The organism is Pseudonocardia sp. NPDC049154 (assembly GCF_040648315.1).
Classification (GTDB): domain Bacteria; phylum Actinomycetota; class Actinomycetes; order Mycobacteriales; family Pseudonocardiaceae; genus Pseudonocardia.
Map to the genome: position 1 here is coordinate 1 of NZ_JBEZDN010000096.1, position 21,794 is coordinate 21,794.

16 protein-coding genes are annotated in these 21,794 nt (G+C 72.6%); 10 read left to right on the plus strand and 6 right to left on the minus strand.

Features of this window, described 5'->3' with window-relative positions; genetic code table 11:
- Positions 1 to 335: hypothetical protein (locus AB0B41_RS31780; RefSeq protein WP_358209895.1), on the minus strand; the 335-nt coding region annotated here is incomplete at its 3' end.
- Between the two features lie 194 nt (positions 336 to 529).
- On the opposite strand from AB0B41_RS31780, the gene AB0B41_RS31785 reads away from it, so the two are divergent.
- From AB0B41_RS31785 to AB0B41_RS31805, 5 genes are all read left to right on the plus strand, one after another.
- Positions 530 to 1,027, plus strand: a complete 498-nt coding sequence (locus tag AB0B41_RS31785) for a MarR family transcriptional regulator (protein ID WP_358209897.1) — start codon at positions 530 to 532, stop codon at positions 1,025 to 1,027.
- Positions 1,024 to 2,271, plus strand: a complete 1,248-nt coding sequence (locus AB0B41_RS31790) for an MFS transporter (protein ID WP_358209899.1) — start codon at positions 1,024 to 1,026, stop codon at positions 2,269 to 2,271. The genes AB0B41_RS31785 and AB0B41_RS31790 overlap by 4 nt, the downstream gene beginning before the upstream one ends.
- A gap of 50 nt (positions 2,272 to 2,321) precedes the next feature.
- Positions 2,322 to 4,367 (plus strand): amylosucrase, encoded by a 2,046-nt coding sequence (locus AB0B41_RS31795; protein WP_358209901.1) that lies wholly within the window; start codon positions 2,322 to 2,324, stop codon positions 4,365 to 4,367.
- Between the two features lie 269 nt (positions 4,368 to 4,636).
- The gene (locus AB0B41_RS31800) at positions 4,637 to 5,806 is read left to right on the plus strand and encodes a hypothetical protein (RefSeq protein ID WP_358209903.1); all 1,170 of its coding nucleotides are present in this window, start codon (positions 4,637 to 4,639) and stop codon (positions 5,804 to 5,806) included.
- Positions 5,807 to 5,883: 77 nt separating this feature from the next.
- Positions 5,884 to 7,287: an alanine--tRNA ligase-related protein gene (locus tag AB0B41_RS31805; protein ID WP_358209905.1), complete on the plus strand. Its 1,404-nt coding sequence runs from the start codon at positions 5,884 to 5,886 to the stop codon at positions 7,285 to 7,287.
- A 36-nt stretch (positions 7,288 to 7,323) separates the two neighbouring features.
- Here the strand turns inward: AB0B41_RS31805 and AB0B41_RS31810 are convergent, their stop codons facing one another.
- From AB0B41_RS31810 to AB0B41_RS31820, 3 genes are all read right to left on the minus strand, one after another.
- The gene (locus AB0B41_RS31810; protein ID WP_358209907.1) at positions 7,324 to 8,865 is read right to left on the minus strand and encodes a bifunctional aspartate transaminase/aspartate 4-decarboxylase; all 1,542 of its coding nucleotides are present in this window, start codon (positions 8,863 to 8,865) and stop codon (positions 7,324 to 7,326) included.
- A gap of 262 nt (positions 8,866 to 9,127) precedes the next feature.
- The gene (locus AB0B41_RS31815; RefSeq protein ID WP_358209909.1) at positions 9,128 to 11,416 is read right to left on the minus strand and encodes a phosphatidylglycerol lysyltransferase domain-containing protein; all 2,289 of its coding nucleotides are present in this window, start codon (positions 11,414 to 11,416) and stop codon (positions 9,128 to 9,130) included.
- A complete protein-coding gene (locus tag AB0B41_RS31820; protein ID WP_358209911.1) occupies positions 11,413 to 12,696 on the minus strand; it encodes an alpha/beta hydrolase-fold protein in 1,284 nt (427 codons plus the stop codon). The genes AB0B41_RS31815 and AB0B41_RS31820 overlap by 4 nt, the downstream gene beginning before the upstream one ends.
- Before the next feature lie 250 nt (positions 12,697 to 12,946).
- Here AB0B41_RS31820 and AB0B41_RS31825 point away from each other — a divergent pair, with 250 nt between their 5' ends.
- Both AB0B41_RS31825 and AB0B41_RS31830 read left to right on the plus strand, forming a co-directional pair.
- Positions 12,947 to 14,146: a Vms1/Ankzf1 family peptidyl-tRNA hydrolase gene (locus AB0B41_RS31825; RefSeq protein WP_358209913.1), complete on the plus strand. Its 1,200-nt coding sequence runs from the start codon at positions 12,947 to 12,949 to the stop codon at positions 14,144 to 14,146.
- A 228-nt stretch (positions 14,147 to 14,374) separates the two neighbouring features.
- Complete coding sequence (locus AB0B41_RS31830) at positions 14,375 to 14,824, plus strand: hypothetical protein (RefSeq protein ID WP_358209915.1); 450 nt, start codon at positions 14,375 to 14,377, stop codon at positions 14,822 to 14,824.
- Positions 14,825 to 14,986: 162 nt separating this feature from the next.
- Here the strand turns inward: AB0B41_RS31830 and AB0B41_RS31835 are convergent, their stop codons facing one another.
- Positions 14,987 to 15,835, minus strand: coding sequence for a slipin family protein (locus tag AB0B41_RS31835; RefSeq protein ID WP_358209917.1), 849 nt, complete (start codon positions 15,833 to 15,835; stop codon positions 14,987 to 14,989).
- 219 nt (positions 15,836 to 16,054) lie between these two features.
- Positions 16,055 to 16,564, minus strand: a complete 510-nt coding sequence (locus AB0B41_RS31840) for a DUF5994 family protein (protein ID WP_358209919.1) — start codon at positions 16,562 to 16,564, stop codon at positions 16,055 to 16,057.
- Between the two features lie 401 nt (positions 16,565 to 16,965).
- Here AB0B41_RS31840 and AB0B41_RS31845 point away from each other — a divergent pair, with 401 nt between their 5' ends.
- From AB0B41_RS31845 to AB0B41_RS31855, 3 genes are all read left to right on the plus strand, one after another.
- Positions 16,966 to 17,736 carry an STAS domain-containing protein gene (locus AB0B41_RS31845; RefSeq protein ID WP_358209921.1) on the plus strand — a complete coding sequence of 257 codons (771 nt, stop codon included), beginning with the start codon at positions 16,966 to 16,968 and terminating at the stop codon, positions 17,734 to 17,736.
- 204 nt (positions 17,737 to 17,940) lie between these two features.
- Positions 17,941 to 20,364 carry an arylsulfatase gene (locus tag AB0B41_RS31850; RefSeq protein ID WP_358209923.1) on the plus strand — a complete coding sequence of 808 codons (2,424 nt, stop codon included), beginning with the start codon at positions 17,941 to 17,943 and terminating at the stop codon, positions 20,362 to 20,364.
- Positions 20,365 to 20,721: 357 nt separating this feature from the next.
- Complete coding sequence (locus tag AB0B41_RS31855; RefSeq protein WP_358209925.1) at positions 20,722 to 21,237, plus strand: LURP-one-related family protein; 516 nt, start codon at positions 20,722 to 20,724, stop codon at positions 21,235 to 21,237.
- The last annotated feature ends 557 nt before the right edge of the window (positions 21,238 to 21,794 follow it).

Here is a 21,794-nt window from a genome sequence, read left to right on the forward strand (position 1 = left end):
GGCAGCCGCGCGGGCAGCACCGCGCCGTCGAGCCCGCTCCGCGGGCCGACCGCCTCGGCCACCGCGACCCGCTGCGCGGCCGTCTTGCGGTCGAGGCGCAGCAGATCCTGCAGCGCCCGGGTCGGGGAGGCGTAGCCGTGCTCGGCGAAGCTGCCCTGCCGGTCCAGAGCCGTGACCGCCTGCCCGCTGATCTGGTCCAGCCGCCGGCCCACCGCCTCGCCGGCCCGCAGCGTGTCGACCAGCTCCGCCGCCGCACCCTGCCCGGCGGCGGCCGCGAGTGCCTCGACGGCCTCGTCGAGCAGCCGCCGCGCGTCGGCGACCGGGCTGGGGAGCATGATCCGATCGTACTCGAACGCGTGTTCTAACACAAGGTAAAGTCTGCAGGTCACGAGCATGCGAAGCTGAGCCGATCTGGCTGGCGTCGGAATGCTCGCACGGCGATCGATGGTGGCACCGCGCTCGCATCCGAGCTCGGCCTCTAGCTGCAGGTCGACCGTCTCAGTCCTGACAGTCCTGTTATATTAGTCCTGTGACATCCCCCGACCCCACCCTCGAGAGCTGGTTGCGGCCGCTCAAGGACCTGCTCGACGCGATGGACGCGGCGATCGCCCAGCTCTACGCGGAGCGCGGGGTCCGGGGCGTGCGCACCCGGTTCAGCATGGCGCTGATCCGCCTGCACCACCTCGGCCCGATGCCGATCAAGGAGCTCGCCGCGCAGATCGACGTCACGCACTCGGCCATGAGCCAGACCGTCACGGAGATGCGCAAGGAGGGGCTGGTCGAGACCGCGCCCGGCGCCGACGCGCGTACCCGCGAGGTCGCACTCACCGGGAAGGGCCGCGCGCTCGTGCCCTTCCTCGAGGCGGAGTGGCGGGCCACCGAGGCCGCCTTCGCCGAGCTCGACTCCGCCCTGCCGTACCCGATGACCCGGGTGATCGACGACGTCGCCGCCGCCCTGCGCGAGCGGCCCTTCCTCGACCGCATCCGGGCCCACCTCCCGGACGAGCGCGGGGCCGGTGCCGGATGAGCGGGCTCGACCGGGTCCTCGACACCCGGCCCCTCCGCGGGCACGCCGGGTTCCGGCGGCTCTGGATCGGGTCGACGGCGTCGGCCTTCAGCGGGCAGGTCGCCGTGGTGGCCGTGCTCGCCCAGGTCTGGGAGCTGACGGCGAGCCCGGTGCTCGTCGGCGTCGTCGGGCTCGCGACGGGGGTGCCGATCGCCGTGTTCGGGACGCTCGGCGGCACCCTGGCCGACGCCCTGGACCGGCGTCGCCTGGTCCTGTTCACCAGCGCCGGGGCGGCGGTCGTCGCCGGGCTGCTGGCGGTGCAGGCCGCGGTGGGCCTGCGGTCGTGGCCGTTGGTCCTGGCCCTGGTCGCCGCACAGACCGGCTGCACCGCGCTCGGCTCCTCGGCCCGGCGGACGTTCGTGCCGCGGCTGCTCCCGCGCGACCAGGTCGCCCCCGGGCTCGCCCTGAACCACATCTCGTTCCAGGGCGCGATGCTGGTCGGGCCCGCCCTCGCGGGCCTGGTCATCGCGGGGTGGGAGACCACCGCGGCCTACGCGCTCGACGCCGCTGCCACGGCCCTGTCGCTCTACGGCGTCGCCCGGCTCCCCGCGATGCGACCCGACCGGGACCGCACCGGGCGCGGGCTCGCCGCGGGTCTGCGCGACACCGTGGAGGGCTGGCAGGTCCTGCTGCGCACGCCGGTCCTCCGCGCGGCGCTGGGGATCGACCTCGCGCAAACGGTGCTCGCGATGCCCGTCGCGCTCTTCCCGGCGCTCAACGCCGAGCGCTTCGAGAACGACCCGCGCACCCTCGGGCTGTTCCTGTCCGCGATCGCCGCGGGCGGCATCGTCGCCGCGCTGACCTCGGGCCCGGCCACCCGCGCACGGCGGCCGGGGCTGGTCATGATCTGTGCGGCCGCGGTGTGGGGAGCGGCGCTCGGCGTGTTCGGGCTGGTCGACGGCCTGGGCGCCGCCCTCGCGTGCCTGGCCGCGGCGGGCGCGGCGGACACCGTGTCCGTGATCTCCCGCGGCACCGTCGTCCAGCTCGCGACGCCGGACTCGCACCGCGGCCGGGTCAGCGCCGCGGAGTACGTCGTCGGGGCCGGTGCACCCGGGATCGGCAACGCGCGGGCCGGGCTCGTCGCCGGCTACGTCGGCCCCGAGCTCGCCGCCGCGACCGGCGGCGCCGCGTGCGTCCTGTGCGTGGGGGTCATCGGCGCGGTGGGACGGGAGCTGCGCCGCTGGACCGTCGACGGACGGGCCTGAGGGCGGCGCGCGATCCGGCGGACCGGGCCGGTGCGCGGCAGGATGGACGGATGATCGACCGCCAGGGGCCGGCGCCGTCCCCGGCCGCGCCCCATGCTGGCGCGGCTGCGGATCCCGACGCCCGTCGCCGTCGTCCCGAGGCCGAGCGGCGGCGGGCGGCCGCGACCTGCCTGCGGTCCCTGCTCCCCGAGCTGCGGCCCGAGGCGGAGGCGGCCCTGGGCCGGGCGGAGGCCGTCGGCTTCCTGGCCCGGCTCGAGCTGTGGTTTCCCGATCTGCACCTGCCGCTCGACGCCCTCTACGGCGACCGGCACGACACGGACGCCCTCGCCGCCCGCCTGGTCCGCGCCGCCCTCGCCGCCGCGGCCGCCCGTCCCGCACCGATGCGCGAGCTCGACCGCCGCCGCGAGGTGCACCCGCGCTGGTACCAGGACCCGCGCATGGTCGGGTACGTCGCCTACACCGACCGGTTCGCCGGCACGCTGCGCGGCCTGCACGCCCGCCTCGACCACCTCGCCGAGCTGGGCGTGACGTACCTGCACCTCATGCCGGTGCTGCGCCCGCGCGAGGGGGAGAACGACGGCGGCTACGCGGTGGCCGACTACGGCGCCGTCGATCCCCGGCTCGGCACGCTCGGCGACCTGGAGGAGCTCGCGGGGGCCCTGCGGGCGCGGGGGATGAGCCTGTGCGTGGACCTGGTGCTCAACCACACCGCGCGCGAGCACCCGTGGGCGCGGGGCTGGCTCGCCGGCGACCCGCGGTACGCCGGCTTCTACACGGCCTTCCCCGACCGGACGCTGCCCGACGCCTACGAGGCGACCATCCCCGACGTCTTCCCCGACCGGGCGCCCGGCTCCTTCACCTGGGTGCCCGAGGCCCGGGACGGCGCGGGCGGCTGGGTGTGGACGACCTTCTGGGACTACCAGTGGGACCTCGACCACCAGAACCCCGAGGTCTTCGCGGCGATGCTGGAGACGGTGCTCGCGCTGGCGGACAGGGGCGTCGAGATCTTCCGGATGGACGCCGTGCCGTTCATGGGCAAGCGGCTGGGCACGAACTGCCAGAACCAGCCCGAGGTGCACGACCTCCTGCAGGCACTGCACGCCGCGGTGAAGCTCGCCGCCCCGGCGACCGTGTTCAAGGCGGAGGCGATCGTCGCGCCGGAGGACCTCGTGCCCTACCTCGGCGGGCACCCGCGGCACCGGCCCGAGTGCGAGCTGGCCTACCACAACCAGCTCATGGTGCTGCTGTGGTCGTGCCTGGCGACCCGGGACGCGCGGCTCGCGGTGCAGGCGTTGCGGCGCATGGACCCGATCCCGTCGGAGGCCTCCTGGGCCACCTACGTCCGCTGCCACGACGACATCGGCTGGGCCATCAGCGACGTCGACGCGGCCGCCGTCGGCTGGACCGGCGCGGCGCATCGGCACTTCCTCAACGACTTCTACTCCGGGCGGTACCCGGGCTCCTTCGCCCGCGGCGCGCTCTTCCAGGAGAACCCGGAGACCGGCGACGCGCGCATCTCCGGCAGCGCGGCCTCGCTCTGCGGGATCGAGCAGGCCCTCGACGTCGGCGACGGCGGCGCGCTCGAGGCCGGCATCCGTCGTCTGGTGCTGGTGTACGCGGTCGCCTACGCCTACGGCGGCGTGCCCCTGCTGTACATGGGCGACGAGCTCGCGCTCCGCAACGACCACTCCTACCTCGACGACCCCGCCCTCGCTGCGGACAACCGCTGGATGCACCGCCCGTGGCTCGACGCCGGCGCGTTCGCCCGCCGGCACGACGCCACCTCCGTCGAGGGCCGGGTGTTCGCCTGGCTGCGCCGCCTCGCCGCCACCCGCGCGGAGCTGCTGGCGCTGCACGCCGGCGCCCCCGCCGAGGTGCTCCTGCAGGACGACCCGCACGTCCTCGCCTGGCGCCGCCGCCACCCCCGCAGCGGCACCTTCCTCGGCCTCGCGAACTTCGCCGAGCACCCCGCCTCGGTCGACGCCGGGCTGGTCGGGGGGCTCGACACCGTCCTCGCCTTCGACGGGCCGGTCCGCGTCCACGAGGGCCGCGCCCACCTCCCCGCCCTCGGCTTCGCCTGGCTCGCGGAACCCTGAGCCCCGCCCGTCGAGCAACGGCGGCGGTGCTGGTGGAGAAGCAACGGTCCCGACGCATGATCACTGGTTCGAGACGGAGGCGGTCGTTCTCCGACACTCCGCGTCCACGATCGACCATCTCGGCCCCGGAGAGCGGTCGGCTCCAAGGTCGCCGGCGGTCGTGCTCGTCCCCGCTCGTCGCCGGTCCGACCTGCGATCACGGGGCTGTCGCGACCGCCCGTCGATCGCTACCGTCTCGCGCACACGGCCGCGGCCCGGGGGAGGGTGCGATGACGGCGACGGCGGAGCCGAGGGAACCCGGGCCGGGGCGCGTCGAGCCGGCCGCCGCCGCCACCCCCGACGCCGCCACCCCCGTCGCCGCCTCTGAGGAGCCGACCGCGACCCGCCTCCGCGGCCCCGTGGTGCGGGAGGACGCGGTACAGACCGTGCGGCTGCTGGCGGTGGCGTTCGGGGTGACGGTGGTGGTGACCCGGCTGTACCTGGCGCTGACCGGCTACCCGCAGATCGGCGGCGGCGAGTACCACCTCGCCCACGCGTTGTGGGGCGGCGCGCTGCTGCTGGCCGGGGGCGTGGTGGCGCTGCTGTGGAGCAACCGCTGGGTGCAGCCGGCCACGGCGGTGTGCGTGGGCGTGGGCTCGGGGCTGTTCGTCGACGAGGTCGGCAAGTTCATCACCCGTCGCAACGACTACTTCACCCCGCTCGCCGCGCCGATCATCTACAGCACCTTCCTGGCGGTGCTCGGCGTGGTGGTGCTGGCCCGGCACCTGCCGAAGGGGAGGCCGCGCGAGCTGGCGTACGCCGCGGTCGTCCGGATGAAGGACCTGGCCGACGGGCCGCTGCAGCCCACCGCCCGCACCGCACTGCTCCGGGACCTCGACGCCCTGCGGACCCAGCCGACCCGACCCGACCTGGCCACGCTCGCCGGCGCCGTGCACCCGGTGGTCGAGGCCGCACCCGTCGAGACCCCGCGGGACCGGCTCGACGGGGCGCGCAGCGCCCTCGCCCGCACCGAACGCGTGCTCCTCCCGCGGTGGGCCCACCGGCTCCTGCTGGCCGCCGGCTCGGCCGTGCTCGGCCTGCTCTCGCTGGTCGGGCTGGCCGTGCTGGTCGCCCTGCTCACCGCCGCGCCGGACGTGCAGATCGTGCTCGACGACCGGACCGTCGCGCCCGGCACCCGGCCACCGGCCCTCGTGATCGCGTCGGCGGGGGAGGCGGTCGTCGGCGTCCTCCTGCTGCTCGCCGCCCTCGCCCTGCTGGTGGGCCGGGACCGGGCCGGCACCACGCTCTGCCGGGCCGGGCTCGTGATCGCGCTGGCCTTCGTGAACGTGGCCCTCGGTTATCTCGACGCGGAGCTCGTGGTGGTCGCGGTCGTCGTGGAACTCCTCCTCCTGGTGGCCGCGACCCGTTACCGCACGCGATTCCTGTACGACGAGGCGTGACGGATTCGCACAATTCTTCGGGCTGTACCCCGTTCTGGTCTTATGGTGCGGCCGATCTCCCTGGCAGGCTCGGCGGAATGGACGCACAGGACATCCGCCGGGCATTCCTCGACATGCTCGCCCAGGACGGCCACGCCATCGTGACGCGCGCGCCGATCGTCCTGCGCGACGACCCCACGACCCTGTTCACCGGGTCCGGGATGCAACCGCTGCTGCCATACCTGCTCGGGGCCGATCACCCGCAGGGCGCGCGGCTCGCCGACGTCCAGCCCTGCCTGCGCGCCCAGGACATGGACGAGGTCGGCGACAACCGGCACACCACCTTCTTCGAGATGCTCGGGAACTGGAGTCTCGGCGACTACGAGAAGGCCGAGCAGATCCCGCGGGTGTTCCATTTCCTGGTCGACGTCGTGGGCCTCGACCCGAACCGCCTCTACGTGACCTGTTTCCTCGGCGATCCCGAGCACGGCATCCCGCGCGACGAGGAGAGCGCGGAGATCTGGGAACGGCTCTTCGCCGAGCGCGGCATCGAGTGCCGGCGCATCGACCTCGGCACCGAGGAGTACGGCAACGAGCACGGCAACCAGGGCGCGCGGATCGCGTTCTACGGCCACAAGAACTGGTGGAGCCGGTTCGGCGGGCCGGACGAGATGCCCGTCGGCGACCCGGGCGGTCCCGACTCCGAGGTCTTCTACTACTTCCCGCAGGTGGAGCACGACACCCGCTACGGCCGGTACCCGCACCAGAACTCCGACGGCGGCCAGTACATGGAGATCGGCAACTCGGTCTTCATGACCTTCCGCAGGACGGAGACCGGGGTCGCCGAGCTGCCGCGGCGCAACGTCGACTTCGGCGGCGGGCTGGAGCGGATCGCGGCGGCCTCGATCGACAACCCGGACGTCTACCGGGTCAGCCTGCTGTGGCCGATCGTCGAGAAGCTCCAGGAGGTCTCCGGGAAGAGCTACGACGGCGGCGCCCCGGAGATCGTCCACGCCATGCGGGTGGTGGCCGACCACGTCCGTGGCGCGGCCTTCCTCGCCGCGGACGGGGTGAAGCCCGGGAACACCAAGCAGGGCTACGTGATGCGCCGGCTCGTCCGCCGGGCGCTGCGCTTCGGCCTGGACCTCGAGCTCACCGCGGGCGTGGCCGCGGACCTGGTCCCGATCGTCGGCAAGCTGTTCGCCGACGTCTACCCGGAGGTGGCCGAGCAGGAGGAGCGCATCGTCGCCGTGCTGCAGAAGGAGGAGCGGCAGTTCGCCCGGACCCTGCGTAAGGGGCTGTCGATGCTGCGCCGGCTCAACCGGCAGGGCGAGGTCGTCACGGGCACGCACCTGTTCGAGCTGCACGACACCTTCGGCATGCCGATCGAGCTCAGCCTCGAGGAGGCGCAGCGCAAGGGCTACCCGCTCGCCGAGGACTGGCGGACGGTGTTCGACGGCCTGATGGACGCCCAGCGCGACCGCTCCCGCGCAGCGGTCTGAGCGGGTCCGACCCCACCCCGTCGGTCGGGGCGGGCGTCAGCCCACCAGCTCGTCGACGACGAGGGTGATCGCCTCGCCCACCCGCGCCAGCTCCTCGGTGGGCAGCGCGGCCAGGCAGACGCGGACGTCCCAGGTCGGCGCGCCGTACCCGCCGCCGGGCAGCACGACGACGCCGTGGTCGTGCGCCAGCATCTCCGGCACCCGCCCGTGGTCGGCCGTCCGGAGCCGCTGCACGCCCGCCTCGCCGTGCCGCACGCGGGCCACGGCCATGAGATCGATCAGCGCGTAGTAGAGCGTGTCCTGCCCGCCCGGCGCCTCGACGCGCAGCGGGCCGAGCAGGGCGGCCAGCCGCTCGTGCAGCTCCGCCCGCAGCGACGCCGCGTGCGCGGCGCCCTCCGGCATCACGTGGGCCAGCGCGAACAGGACCATCTGCACCTGGTCGGGCGTGGCCAGCCCGGCGATGTTGTGCAGCGCCACCTCGCGGCTGTCGGCCACCATGCGGGCGAGGAAGGGCAGGCTCCCGGAGTCCGGGGCCAGCGACGAGTACCGGCGGTCCGCCGCCGCCCGCGCGGGGCCCGTACGGCCGGCGAGGATGTCGTCGAGCACGGTGTCGGCCGCGACCGCGGCGAACCCGAGCCGGTTGCCGGTCGCGCCGAAGTTCTTCGAGAAGGAGTGCAGGCAGATCACGTTGCGCGGCACCTCGGACAGCATGCCGCGGAACCCCTCGACGAAGGTCGCGTAGACCGTGTCGGCCACGATCACGAGGTCCGGGCGGTGGTGGTGCACGAGGTCGCGGACCTCGCGCAGCCGCTCGGGCCGGATCGCGCGGGTGTCCGGGTTCCCCGGGTTGATCACCACGAACGCCTTGATCGCCGGGTCGCGCAGCGTCTGCAGCACGCCCGCGTCGAACCGGTACGGCTTGTTCGCCGCGGCCCGGATCTCCACGATCTCGAAGCCGAAGTCCGCCAGCGCCGGGATCTGCAGGTACGGGGTGAACACCGGTGCCGCGATCGCGATCTTGTCGCCCGGCGAGACGAGGCCGTTCTCCTTGAGGGAGCGGAAGGTGTAGGCCATCGCGGCGGCGCCGCCCTCGGTGCCGAAGACGTGGAAGCGCCCGGACGGGCCGGGCTCCACCCCGGTGACCTCCACCAGGTAGCGCTCCAGCACCTGCTCGCAGTGCCGCAGCATCCGCGTGGGGGAGGGGTAGCCGTCACCCAGCACGGCCCGGACCAGCTCGGTGACCAGCGCGTCCGGGTCCGCCTGCAGCTCCTGCACCACCCAGTCGACCGCCGCGGACAGGAACCGCGCGCCCTCGGACGGGTCGAGGGTCAGCGCGGCCGCGAGCCGGTCCGCGATCCCGGCCGACGCCGGTGTGCGGCCCCAGAACGGGTCGCCGGCGGCCGCGGAGCCCGCGGCCCCCGCCTCCTCCACGGCGAAGGAGCCGAGCCGGAAGAACGCGGCCCGCGGGGTGGTGGCGATCCAGTTCGGCTGGCCGCGCCCGGCGTCGAGCACCGGGCGGCCGGAGTGCCGGGCCGAGTCGGTGAGCGCGGGCTGGGACGCCGGGGCGAGCTCGGTCATCGGGTCTCCTCGGACGAGGGGGTGGGGAAGGCGGAGCCGCCGATCCGGCTGCGGCCCCGGCCGTGCCCCGGAACGCGACCGGGGGCCGATCGCGAGTCGCGATCGGCCCCCGGCCGGACGTTGGTGGAGGACACAGGAATTGAACCTGACAGGGCGCCCCAAGTGCGCATCCCCCGTGCGGAAAGAAAGCTAGCGCACCTCATTGTCGCCCCACAAGTCCCGGTTCCGGAGATCATCAGAATCGACGACGGAAAGTGTCCGGTCAGTGTCTCGCCGGCTCCTTGCCGCCCCCGGAGAAACCGGCCGCGATCAGCTGTCGCGGTGTGGCGTCGGGCAGATACGCCCGGGTGAGCGCGATTCCGATACGGGGGAGGTCCGCCTCGTCACGGAATGCGAGGTGCACCGGTTCGTAGCGCGGCGAGAACTTGGCCTTGAAGGCGTGCAGGGAACGGAAACCGTAGAACGGTTCCAGCGCCCCGCCGAGCTTGTCCAGCAGCCGGTCGGTGCGGTCGAGCTCCGCCTGGTCGTCCCCGCGGGCGAGCGGGGCCCCGGACAGCGAGATGAACTCGTAGCCGTCCTTCGCGAACGCGAGGCAGGCCGACGCGATCATGAACTCCATCGCGGACCGGAACCCGTCCGTCCGGCGCCGCATGACGTCGAGGGTCCAGCCGCGGATCCGGCCGCCCTCGGCGTAGACCGGCATCCAGGACGTCACGCCGTGGACGCTGCCGCCGGCGTCGATCGCCAGGCCGACCTTCACCGCCGGGTCGAGGGCCTCGTCGACGCCGCCGAGGGTGAAGCCCATCTCCGGCAGGCCCTTGTCGCCCACCCACTCCTCGGAGATCGCCCGCACCTGCGCGAGGACGGCGAAGGACTCCTCGGCGAGGGTGACCACCCGGAACTCGATGCCCTCGCGCTTCGCCTTGTTCAGCGCGGTGCGGATGTCCTGCCACTTCTTGCCCTTGAAGGCGATCCCGGGCAGGTCGACGAGGGTGTCCTCGGCGATCTGGACGGTCCGCCAGCCTGCGGCCCGGGCGGCCTCGGCGGCGGTGTCGGTGACGGAGAACAGGCAGGGCGTGAGCCCGCCGCGCTCGGCGTCCTCGGTGAACTCGCTGACCGCGGCGGCGATCGTGCCCTGCGGCGCCACCGGGTCGGCGAGGGCGAGGGCGATCCCGGCGTGCCGCTGGTAGCCGACGTACCCGCGGCCGTCGCGCAGGAAGTAGAAGCGCATCTCCGGCCACAGCGTCATCCACGACATCGTCGAGCCGCCGACCGAGGTGAGCAGGGTGCGCGCCCGTTCGAGGGCGTCGCCCTCGCTCGCGGCGACCCCACCGGGCACGCGGCGGCGGATCGGGACCCGGAAGGCCCGCCGGTTGAACAGCAGGACGACCAGCACGGCGATCCACAGCACCCCGGTGCCGAGGGTGATCGCCTCGTCGGTCACCACCCCGCCCACCAGCAGGATGACGACGGCGGCGACCGCGACCAGCGCGTTCAGCACGCCCAGCACGACGGTGACCCACCAGGCCCACCGCTTGCCGAGCCGCAGCGCGTTGGCGACGATCCCGACGATCACGACGTCGACCAGCACGTCGAGCAGCGAGGTCGCCCGGCCGGCCGTCTCGCCGAAGGGGCCGCGGCCGGGGAAGAGCAGCACGACGAGCTCGGTCAGCGCGATCGCGACGAGCCCGGCGAAGGCCAGCAGCCGCGTCTCGCGGCGGGTCCGCGGGCCGAAGCCGGGCTCCACACCGAAGAGCCGCTGGCCCACCACGAACCCGACCCCGACGGCGATGAGGTGGGCGACGTCGGACAGCGTGCCCTCGAACAGGAACGCCACCAGGACGTAGAAGCCGAGCAGCGCCCGGATCCGCAGCCGCCAGGGGGACCGGAGCGCGGCGGTGGTGACCGCGAGGACGGTGAGCGCGCCGGTGGTGAACCCGGCGTCGCGCACGGTCGCGAGGTGCACCGCCCACGGCCACGACGTGTGCGACAGGGCCCAGACCAGCAGGGAGGCCAGCAGCACGCCGCCGATCTCGCCCGCCAGCGCGGTGACGGCGACGACCTTCGTGCCCATCCGGATCTCGCACGCGCCGACGACGATCGCGAACAGCAGCAGCCCGCTGACGTACTGCCCGGGCGTGATCGCGAAGAACCAGCCGGTGAAGAGGGTCCAGAGCCGGCCCTCCTGCAGGGCGGGCACGCCGTAGGCGACCTGGGGGAACCAGCCCTCCTGCCAGAGCGGGCGCCAGATCGTGCGCCCCACCAGCCCGACCAGCAGGGTCACCGCGACCACGGTGATCGTGAACGGCATCCGGCGCCAGGTGTGGGGGAGCGCGGCGGTCAGCCGGGAGGCCCAGACCTCGAAGGGGGCGGTGCGGCCGGCGGCCGCGGGCAGCGGGGCCGACGCCGGCGGGGCGGCGTCGGCCGTGACCGGCGCGGCGGGCGGTGGGCCGGACGCCTTCGCCGTCGGCTTGCCGACCGCGGGCTTCTCGGCGGGGAGAGGCTCGTCGTCGACGCTCCCGCCCGCCGGCGCGCCGTCCGGTGCGCTCACCGCGCCGCCGCCGTCAGGCCGAGCCGCGGACCCAGGAAGTCCATCGCCGGCGGGAGCGACGCGTGCGGCACCCCCCAGGAGTGCCCCTGCCCCGGCACGACCTGCGTCCGCACCGTCATCCCGGCCCGCTGCGCGGCCGTCGAGACCTCGGTCTGCCATGCCCCCACCTCCTGCTCGTCCCCGCCGCAGGCGAAGTAGCCCCACTCGTCGGGGTACTTCCGCTCCGCGAGCAGGGTCAGCGGCGTGAGCGCGTCGAACGCCGCGGTGTCGCCGTGGAACGCGGTCTGGATCGTCTGCGTCCGGTCGGCGCTGATCGCGGGCTCGCGCTCGCCCGCCATGTCGACGAAGTTCGGGTACAGGTCCGGGTGCCGGGTGGCCATCTGCAGCGCGCAGGTGCCGCCGAAGGACCAGCCGCCGAAGGCCCAGTGCGCGTGGTTGGAGTCGACCCCGAGGGTGGCCTCGATCCAGCGCGGGACGTCGACCGACAGGTAGGTGTCGGCCTTCGCGATGTCCGAGTCCATGCACATGGTGTTGTTCCCGTCCGCCCCGTTCGGGTCGACGACGACGGTCACGGGCGCGAGCCCACCATGCCGCTGCGCGACGTCGTCCATCAAGGCCTGGAGGGTCCCTCCGACGACCCAGTCCTGGGGACCCCCGGGCTGGCCGGCGACGAGCACGAGCACGGGCAGCAACGGGGCTTTCGGCGAGTTGTAGGCGGCGGGGAGGTAGAGCTGGGCGTCCCGGGCGGTGAACCCGCTGACGGTGCCGGGGACGGGTGCGGTCTCGATGCTCGACGTGCCGGTGGCCGGGCCGGTCCAGCGCGAGGCGACCGGGGTGGACATGGAGCGGGAGGGGGCGCCGTGCCCACCGGCGAAGGACTGCTCGTCGCCGCCGGCGAGGGCGCCGAGCGTCGGGTACTGCTCGAAGTAGACGTTGATCTGCGAGGCGGCGGACACGACCACCAGCAGCCCGCACACGATCGCGACCACCTTGCGGCCGGGGCGGGTGCCGACGAGCGACCCCAGCGCGAGCACGACGCCGCCGAGCCCGAGCGCGGTCCAGAGCAGCACCTGCCGGGGCAGCGGCTCCGGGACGAGGTCCAGCACGTCGAGCACGAGCGGGTTGAGCCCCGCGAACACGAGGGCGGCGACGAGCACGGCCACGACCACCGTGGCCACCGCGCCGCGGCCCCACCGCGTGAGCAACCCGAACACCGCGATCCCGCCGACGGCCAGCAGCGCCGTCGGCAGCCACCCGTCGACGAGCGAGAGTCCGCCCACCCCGCTCCTCCCACCGCCCCGACGATCACCCCGGTGATCACCGTCCGGTTCGTCCCGTCCCGGTGTGTCGTTACGGACCATGGCGGAGCGACCACGGTGCGGGATCGGAAATCACCCGCCCGGGTGTAGTGCCGCCCCGCCCGACCGGTCCCGCCGCCCGTTTCGTGGGTGGCCCACCGGGTATCGCCGACGTCGACCGTGTCCGTCCTCGAGAGGGCCCGCTCCGGCGGCGCCCGGAACGGAGGATCCCGTGCGACTCGACTGGCTGCGCGACGCCTGCGCGGCACCCGGCCCCTTCGCGACCGTGATGCTCGACGTCTCCCACGACACCGAGGACGCGGCGCGCCAGGACGAGCTCCGCCGCCGCGGCGTCCGCGAGGAGCTCTCGGGACAGGGTGCGCCGGAGTCCGTCGTCGAGGCCGTCGACGGCGCGCTTGCCGACGCCCCGCCGGTCGACGGGACCGGCGGGCGGGTGCTCGTGGCCGCCGAGAAGGGCGTCCTGGTCGACGCCGTGCTGCCGGCGCCGCCGCGCACCGCCCTGACCACCTGGTCGCCGCTGCCCGAGCTCGGCGCGGTGACCGGCGAGGTGCGGGAGGAGGTGCCGGCCGTGGTCGTGCGGGTCGACGACCAGGGCGGCGAGATCCTCGCCCCCGGCGACACCGAACCCGAGCAGGTCAGCGGGCCCAGCGGGCCGGTGCACAAGGTCCGCGGCGGGGGCCTGTCGCACCTCAACATGCAGGAGCGGGTCGAGGAGACCTGGCGCGAGAACGCCGCCGCCGTGGCCGAACGGGTGGACGCGCGGGTGCGCGCGAGCGCGGCGCGCGTCCTGGTCGTGGCCGGCCCCCCGCGTGCCCGGTCCCTGCTCGTCGACTCCCTGTCCGAGCGGTCCGCGCAGATCGTCGCGCAGATCGACCACTCCGGCGGCATCTCCCCGGAGGATGTGCCGGACACCGTCGCCGCCGCCGTCGAGGACGTCCTCGACGCCGAGCGCCGCGCGGCCTGGGGCCACTACCGGCAGCTGGCCGGCCGGCCCGACGGGCAGGCCGTCACCGGGCTGGCCGACGTCGTCGCGGCCGTGCGGGCCGAGGCCGTCGACACCCTGTTCCTCGATCCCGCCGCGCTGACCGAGGCCGAGGTGTGGGCCGGGACCGAGCCGACGCACCTCGGCGTGCAGCGGGAGGAGCTCGAGGCGCTCAACGCGACCGATCCCCACTGGGTGCCCGCCGTGCCGGCGGTGATCCGGGCCCTCGCGTGCCAGGGCGGGCAGCTCGTGCGGCTGGACGACCCGGCCGTCGTCCGCGGCAAGGACCGGCTCGACGACGCGCGGCAGGCCGAGGAGGAGGCGCGGGCCGCCGCGGACGCCACGGGGGAGGAGGCGCCCGAGCCCGGCCTGTTCGCGCACGGCGAGCTGGCCGACGGCCTCGGTGCCACCCTGCGCTTCCCCATCTGAGGCACCGGCGGAGCCACGACGCACCCCACGCGCAGGGCGCGTCGTGGCTCCCTGCCGTCCTGTCGTCCGGGCGTCAGTCGGGTCGACGCGGGGTCGGGCGATCGGAGGACGGCGTGATCAGCCGACACGTCCACCGCCGGCCCGACGGGGCGGGGGCCCGGGGAGGAGCACCGTCGAGGGCGTCGGGGCGCCCCGTCCCCGTCCCGCCGACCCCGAGGAGAAGGCCCCATGAGCACCACGATCACCCTCAGCGAGTCCGACCCGGAGGGTCCCGAGGACCGCCGTCGCGACGCCGCGCGTCCCGGCCCGGTGCAGGACCGTCCGGCGCAGACGTCGCGGCCGGGGGTGTGGGCCTCCGCGCTCGCCGGGATGGACTGCTACGGCTACGGCCTGGGCTACGACTACTACACCGCCCTGCGCGCCGCGAACTCCCGCGGGCCGGCCCCGCGCGAAGCCGGTGCCCCGCCGGCGCGCACCGGCCGGGCCGTCGCCGTCGCGGTCGGCGGGGTCCTCGCCGCCGCGGCCGTCGCGGGCGGGTTGATCATCGGGCTCGGCGGGCACTCCACACCCTCCGTTCCCGCCGTGACCACCCACACGGGGACCGCCACCGTGGCCCACGGGAGTGGGCCCGGCTGCGCGATCGGCGACGGGCCCTGCTCGCAGCGTTCAGCGGAGTAGGCGGTCGGCAGCATGGGGCGCTCGGCGGCTCGCACGGCAAGTTCGCGCTCGCCTGCCCTGTGCCCGGCGACTCCGAGGAAGACCCTCGCCGTGTCCTTCTCCCGTTGGCCAGGTCATGCCCGCAACAAGGGTCCGCTCAGGCAGGCGCGGCGGGTGGGCCGCTCAGGCCGGGGGGGACCCGACCGCTGCGCCGTTGGTCGGGGTCGCCGGCTGGGTCGGTATCACCTTAGCTCCCGCCCCGGCAGCGTGGCTCTCCCTGGCCAGGAATGCGCCGAGCTCACCGATCGTGCTCATCAACGCCGCCGGGAACACGACCGTCGTGTTCTTGTCCACGCCGATCTCGACCAGGCTCTGAAGGTTCCGCAGCTGCAGGGCCAGCGGGTGAGCCATCATCAGGTCCGAGGCATCGCCCAGCGCGGCGGCGGCAAGCGATTCGCCCTCGGCGTTGATGATCTTGGCGCGCTTCTCGCGCTCGGCCTCGGCTTGCCGCGCCATGGCCCGCTTCATGCTGTCAGGCAGCTGGATGTCTTTGAGCTCGACCAGCGTGACCTCCACACCCCAGTCCACAGTGGTCACATCGAGGATCTCCCGGATGCCTCGGTTGATCCGGTCGGTCTCCGACAGCGTCTCATCGAGGGTGTGCTGGCCGACGACCTTGCGTAGCGTGGTCTGCGCGATCTGGTTGATGGCGGCGTCCACGTTCTCGATGGCCACGACCGACTTCACCGCGTCGACCACCCGGAAGTAGGCGACAGCCGAGACGTCCACGCTGACGTTGTCACGGGTGATGATTCCTTGCGACTGGATCGGCATGGTCACCACGCGCAGCGACACCCGGTGCAGCACGTCGACAAGCGGGATGATCAAGCGAAGGCCCGGCTCCCGAAGGCCCCGCACGCGGCCGAACCGGAACAACACCCCTCGCTCGTACTGCTTGACGATCCGCACCGCCAACGCGAGGAGGATCAGTACGACAACCAGCACTACGACGGCAATAACGGTGAAGCTCATGATCCTGCTCCGTTGAGAGGTGCAACCGGGCGAGCAGCCCTGGTGGGGGTGGGCGAGCGACGAGGCGGTCGTCATGCGGGCTACTCGTCACTCAGCTCGTCATGTCGGCACCGACGCCGGGCAGCGCCCGACAAGACCAGTCCGGGTGGCCGCGACGGGCCGGTGAAGGTGTCCGGCCCGCCACAGCCGGCGGTGACGCCGACCCGCTGGCGACGCCGACTACGCAGTGGGTCCCACGCCGACCGACACCGACCCGCCGTCGAGCTCCCAGCGCTGCTGCGCCGCCTCCGCCTCGGCGTCCGCGCTGTCCAGGACCTCCGACGTGGTCCGAACGGACCGGAGCAACGCCTCGACGTGGTCGGTGTTGCCGCGGTGCCCGGCTGCCATCAGCGCCGCATGCGCGGCCGGCGCGGACGCCTCCGGGGGCACCACGAGCAGCGTGACCCGTTGCCGTGCCCCGAGCACGTCCATCGTGTCGGCGTGCTGCGTGCGGTAACCCGCCAGCCGCACCACGCTGCCGCCACAGCTGATCTTCCTGACGGTCGGGGGCCACGCGGTCAGGTGGTAGCCGACCCGCTCAATTCGCCCCAGCCTGACCGCCAGCACCTCCAGCAGGCCCGGCAGCTCGACGGCGAGGTCGCGGGACCGTGGCCACCAGCCACCGTCCACGTAGCCCGTGGTCGCCGCCTTCGGCTTCAACCGCAACCGCAGCGGCTCATGACGAACCACGGCGGGCCTCGCCTGCGTCGCCCTTCGTGGAGTGGTGGGTGCCGACATCATGTCGGTGCTCCCGTCCCCCGGCAGCTGACCGACGGGTCTGGGGCTTTCGTCGAGGACGACGGGGCTCGACCGCCCACGTGCGAGATGCTCTCGACAACCCCGATCCTACTCCTTCGCCGGAGCGGTGACGGCGGGACAGGACGGCCGCGTTTCGGCAAGCCCCACAGGAGCCCTGATCCCTGCCACCTGCGCGAGCACGATCGTCCGGGGACTGCGGCATCGCCACCGCCGTGGCGGTGACCCGCGCCGAGTTGCGAGCAAGGCGCCGGGCCCTCACACGGTCTAGCCTGATCTCGGGTTCCGGCGCCCAGACAGCGTCTGCGTGGAGGGTCCGGCCCGGTGGAGGGTCCGTGGACGACAGACCGGCAATAACTGTTGACCGCTCGTCCGAGGGTTTCCGTCCGGTTCCGGTTCTGCGTGTCGGGGGCGAGTTGTGCCTGGTCAACGCCCCGCTGGTCGAGGTCGAAACGGCCAAGATCCTGCCGGAGGCACTTCTGGGTCTCGTTCTGGATCTGAGTGATCTTCGGCTCGGCGACGAACTCGGCCTTCTGATCCTTCCCATGATCGCTCGGCGGGCGGAACGGGAATACGGTCTTCGGGTCGCGCTGGCCGGTGCATCCACGGCGGTCCGCGCGCGGCTTCGCCAGCTCGGCGCCCGTTTCCTCGGCATCTTCGACACCGTTGAGCAGGCCCGAGCAAGCCTCGAGTACGACCCCACCCCCCGTTCGTTCGCCGTGAGCCTCCCGTTCGATGCCAGCGCGTCATGTCAAGCACGCGACATCGTGGAGTACGCCTGTGACCGCTGGGGGCAGGACGAGGTCTCCCGAGCAGGGCAGATCATCGTCTCGGAGCTGGTCGCCAACGCGATCGAGCATGCGTGCCCGACCCTCGAGCTGGTGGTGCGTCTTCGCGACCGCGTCCAGATCGAAGTGGCCGACGGCTCACCTGATCAACCGGTGCCGGCCGACCGAGGACGGCAGGCATCGTGCCGGCGATCCGACGGCTACGGCTTGATCATGGTGGACGCCTTCAGCGCCAACTGGGGGTTCCTCCCGACCGTACAGGGGAAGATCGTCTGGGCGATGCTTCCGCGCGCCGGGACTCTGTCCCGCTCTTGGTGAAGCAGGGCACAGCCGGCGCCGCTGCGCCCTACCTGCTGCCCGCGAGGGCTCGTGTCGCGACCCCAGGGCAGGACAACCGGTCGATGGAGGCAGGGGACGGATGCCCGACCGGGGCACGCCGTCATCGGGGCAGTCGCAGGTGGGGGAGGGGGCTGTTCCCCGAATCGGGGTGTTCACCTGCGCCAGGTGATTCACGTGGGCTCCGTGGCGCGCAAGGTCGCTGACGATGTCGGGCGTGTGGGCGAGGAGTGGATGGCTATGGCGGATCGTCTGGGCGCGCGTCGAGGGGTGCTGCCGATTCCTGATCGTCAGCATCTCGGTCTGGTCACCTATGACGCAAAGGACCCGGACTCGGTGTTCCCGCCGATCGAGCCGTTGCTTCCTCCCGAGGGTGCCCCGAACGTGCTCATCGTGCTGCTCGACGACGTGGGGTTCGGAGCCGGGAGCGCCTTCGGTGGGCCGGCGCAGATGCCGACGGCGGAGCGGTTGCAGCGCGACGGGCTCAGCTACACCCGCTTCCATACCACCGCACTGTGCGCGCCGACGCGAGCCGCACTGCTCAGTGGACGCAACCATCACTCGGTCGGCATGGGTCTGATCACCGAGACCGCGACGGCGGCTCCGGGCTCGAACGGGCTGCGGCCGAACACCAAGGCTGCTCTGGCCATGACGCTGAAGCTCAACGGCTACTCGACCGCTCAGTTCGGCAAGTGTCACGAAGTGCCGCCGTGGCAGACCTCGCCGGTCGGACCGTTCGACGCGTGGCCGTCCGGCGGGGGTGGTTTCGAGTACTTCTACGGCTTCATCGGCGGAGAGAACAACCAGTACTACCCGGCGCTGTACGAGGGGACGGCCCCGGTCGAGCCGGAGAGGACACCCGAGCAGGGCTACCACCTGACCGAGGACCTCGCCGACCGTGCCATCGACTGGGTGCGCACGCAGAAGGCGCTAGCGCCGGACAAGCCGTTCTTCATGTACTTCGCGCCCGGAGCGACGCATGCGCCGCACCACGTGCCGCCGGAATGGGCGGACCGGTACGCCGGTCAGTTCGCCGACGGCTGGGACGCCCAGCGTTCGGCCATTCTGGAACGGCAGAAACAAGCAGGGGTGGTGCCTGCCGACGCGGAGCTGACCCCGCGGCCTGATGTCATCCCGGCATGGGCGGAGATGGACGAGGCGCTCAAGCCGGTGCTGGAACGTCAGATGGAGATATACGCCGGGTTCCTGGAGCACACCGATCACCACGTCGGGCGGCTGATCGACACGCTGGAGACCATCGGCGCGCTGGACAACACGCTCGTCTACTACATCATCGGTGACAACGGGGCGTCCGCCGAGGGAACGGTCAACGGCGCGTTCAACGAGATGGCGAACTTCAACGGACTGGCCTCGATCGAGACGCCCGAGTTCATGGTCGCGATGAAGGACAAGCTCGGCACGCAGGGGGCGTACAACCACTACTCGGTGGGGTGGGCGTGGGCGATGTGCTCGCCCTACCAGTGGACGAAGCAGGTCGCCTCGCACTGGGGTGGCACTCGTAACGGCACGATCGTGCACTGGCCGGCGGGTATCGGCGGCAAGGGCGAGAAGCGGTCGCAGTTCTGCCACGTCATCGATGTGGCTCCGACGGTGCTCGAGGCGGCCGGGCTGCCCGAGCCCCAGTTCGTCAACGGGGTCCAGCAGGCTCCGATCGAGGGCGTCAGCATGCTCTACAGCTTCAACGAGCCGGACGCTCCCGAGCGGCATGAGCTGCAGTACTTCGAGATGGCCGGCAACCGGGGCATCTACTACAAGGGGTGGAGTGCCGTCACCCGGCACAGCACGCCGTGGCTGCCGACAGAGACCCTGCCGCCGCTGGACGAGGACGTGTGGGAACTCTACGACGGATCGACCGACTGGACGCAGTCGCGGGATCTTGCGGCCACGCTGCCTGACCGACTCGTGGCGCTGCAGCGGCTGTGGTTGATCGAAGCGGTGAAGTACAACGTCCTGCCCATCGACGACCGCCGGTTCGAACGGCTCAACGCGACCATCGCCGGTCGTCCACAGCTGGTCACCGGTACGACCCAGGTGCTGTTCCCCGGGATGAAGCGACTGAGCGAGAACAGCGTCCTCGACGTCAAGAACCGGTCGTTCAGCGTCACTGCCGTGTTCGATTCGCCGTCCGCGGGTCCGCCGAACGGGGTGCTGGTGGCGCAGGGCGGACGGTTCGGTGGCTGGGCGCTCTACATCAAGCGGGGACGGGCCGCCTTCGTCTACAACCTGCTCGGCATGCAGGAGTTCGTGACCGAGGCGAAGGAGGAGCTCCCGGCGTCGGGTAGCCATCAGATCCGGGCCGAGTTCGTCTACGACGGCGGCGGCCTCGCAAAGGGCGGCGACGTCAACCTCTACCTCGACGGTCGCAGTGTCGGCTCCGGTCGCGTCGACAGGACTCAGCCGATGATCTTCTCCGCGGACGAGACCACCGACATCGGTGACGACTACGGGGTGCCGGTCAGCCCTGCGTACGGAGACTCGAGCAGGTTCAACGGGCGCATCGACGTCGTTCAGATCGACGTGGGCGAGGACGACCACTCCCATCTCGTCGACCCGGCCGAGATCGCGAGGGTCGCGACCGCACGGCAGTGACGAAATCGGCGACAAGCCGAAGGGAGGGCGAACTACGTGGCAAACCTCGGGCGGGACGAGTGTTCTGGACCTTCGGGTTCAACTGCTCCCTGGTCGCGTTGGACGCAGTCATCGCCAATCTCTTCCGCGACCATGGGGTCGGGCGGCCGGCCGGACGGCCCTGAAGGCCGAGGCGCTCGCCCTCAGGGCGCTTCCTGTGCAGCCGTGCCGTTCGCCTGGCCAGGACGCGAAAGGTCTGTGGGTCCGCGGTAAGTGCAAGCCAGGCCATGGGTACGACCGACAGGGACTTCGGGCCCGGCCGTGCTCGGGCTCGGTATCCGAACAAAGTCTCGCTACGTCACCACTGGAGGAACAGGCATGGGATTGCGGGATCGACTGCGGAAGGACGACAACTCGGATGTTCGGCGCTATCGAATGCGTGAACAGCTGTTGTCGATCGGCGACGACTACTGGATCGAGGACGAAACCGGGCGACGCGCGTTCAAAGTCGACGGCAAGGCGGTCCGGGTGCGCGACACGTTCGTGCTACGCGACGTGTCTGGTCAGGAGGCGGCCAAGATCCAGGAGCGCAAGGCCCGCGTGCGCCAGACGATGGAGATCGAACAGCCGAGCGGCAACGCAACCGTTCATAAGGCCCTCGTCGGCGTGCGGGACCGATTCAAGATCGATGTTGATGGAGGTCACGACCTGAGCGCCCACGGGAACCTCGTCGACCATGAGTACGAGATCGACGACGACGGCGACACGGTCGCCACCGTCTCGAAGAAGTGGTTCCGGTTCAGGGACACCTACGGGGTCGAGATCCTGCCCGGCCAGGACGAGGTAAGAATCCTGGCCATCACGGTGTGCATCGACGCCTTGACTCGGGATTGAGCGCTGCACGGGCCGCAAGTGACACGGTCCTCCCGCCATCGCACGGTCTACGAGCTGCGCGAGTGCGACAGCCTGTTGGCCAGCTAAGACAGGGATTTCTGAGGGCCATGTCCGCCGGGGTCGAGGAGGCACTTTCCGAGCGGAGGCTACGACCACCCGAACGTCGGGTCCCGACTCTTGGCCGATGTCGCGGACCGAACCATCCTGACCGCGCACCTCACCGAGGCGCTGGGCGGCTCCGGCGGCCGCGGGCCCGCCATGATCCGGGTCGGCCGCTGGTCGATCTGGCGTGGCACTCGCCGATGGCGCGACGACGATCTCCGACATCGAGGTGCTGGCCGAGCAGGCGGCGCTGTTCGGACAGTTGGCATCGGACCCGACCTGCTGGCGACTGCGCGACCGCCTCGACGAGCGGGCTCGCGCGGCCGTGGCGGCGGCGCGGGCTCGGGTACGTGAGCTGGTGTGGGCCCAGCACGCCGAACCCGTGATCGGGCGTTCCCACCCGTGCGCGCCGCCGGCGCGATCTGGAGGTGCTGGTGCTCGACATCGACGCGACG

Bases quoted from the DNA above. Each gene is read 5' to 3' on its own strand.
- AB0B41_RS31790 (WP_358209899.1), top strand. From the start codon at position 1,024: ATGAGCGGGCTCGACCGGGTCCTCGACACCCGGCCCCTCCGCGGGCAC.
- AB0B41_RS31795 (WP_358209901.1), top strand. From the start codon at position 2,322: ATGATCGACCGCCAGGGGCCGGCGCCGTCCCCGGCCGCGCCCCATGCT.
- AB0B41_RS31800 (WP_358209903.1), top strand. From the start codon at position 4,637: ATGACGGCGACGGCGGAGCCGAGGGAACCCGGGCCGGGGCGCGTCGAG.
- AB0B41_RS31805 (WP_358209905.1), top strand. From the start codon at position 5,884: ATGGACGCACAGGACATCCGCCGGGCATTCCTCGACATGCTCGCCCAG.
- AB0B41_RS31810 (WP_358209907.1), bottom strand. From the start codon at position 8,865: ATGACCGAGCTCGCCCCGGCGTCCCAGCCCGCGCTCACCGACTCGGCC.
- AB0B41_RS31830 (WP_358209915.1), top strand. From the start codon at position 14,375: ATGAGCACCACGATCACCCTCAGCGAGTCCGACCCGGAGGGTCCCGAG.
- AB0B41_RS31835 (WP_358209917.1), bottom strand. From the start codon at position 15,835: ATGAGCTTCACCGTTATTGCCGTCGTAGTGCTGGTTGTCGTACTGATC.
- AB0B41_RS31855 (WP_358209925.1), top strand. From the start codon at position 20,722: ATGGGATTGCGGGATCGACTGCGGAAGGACGACAACTCGGATGTTCGG.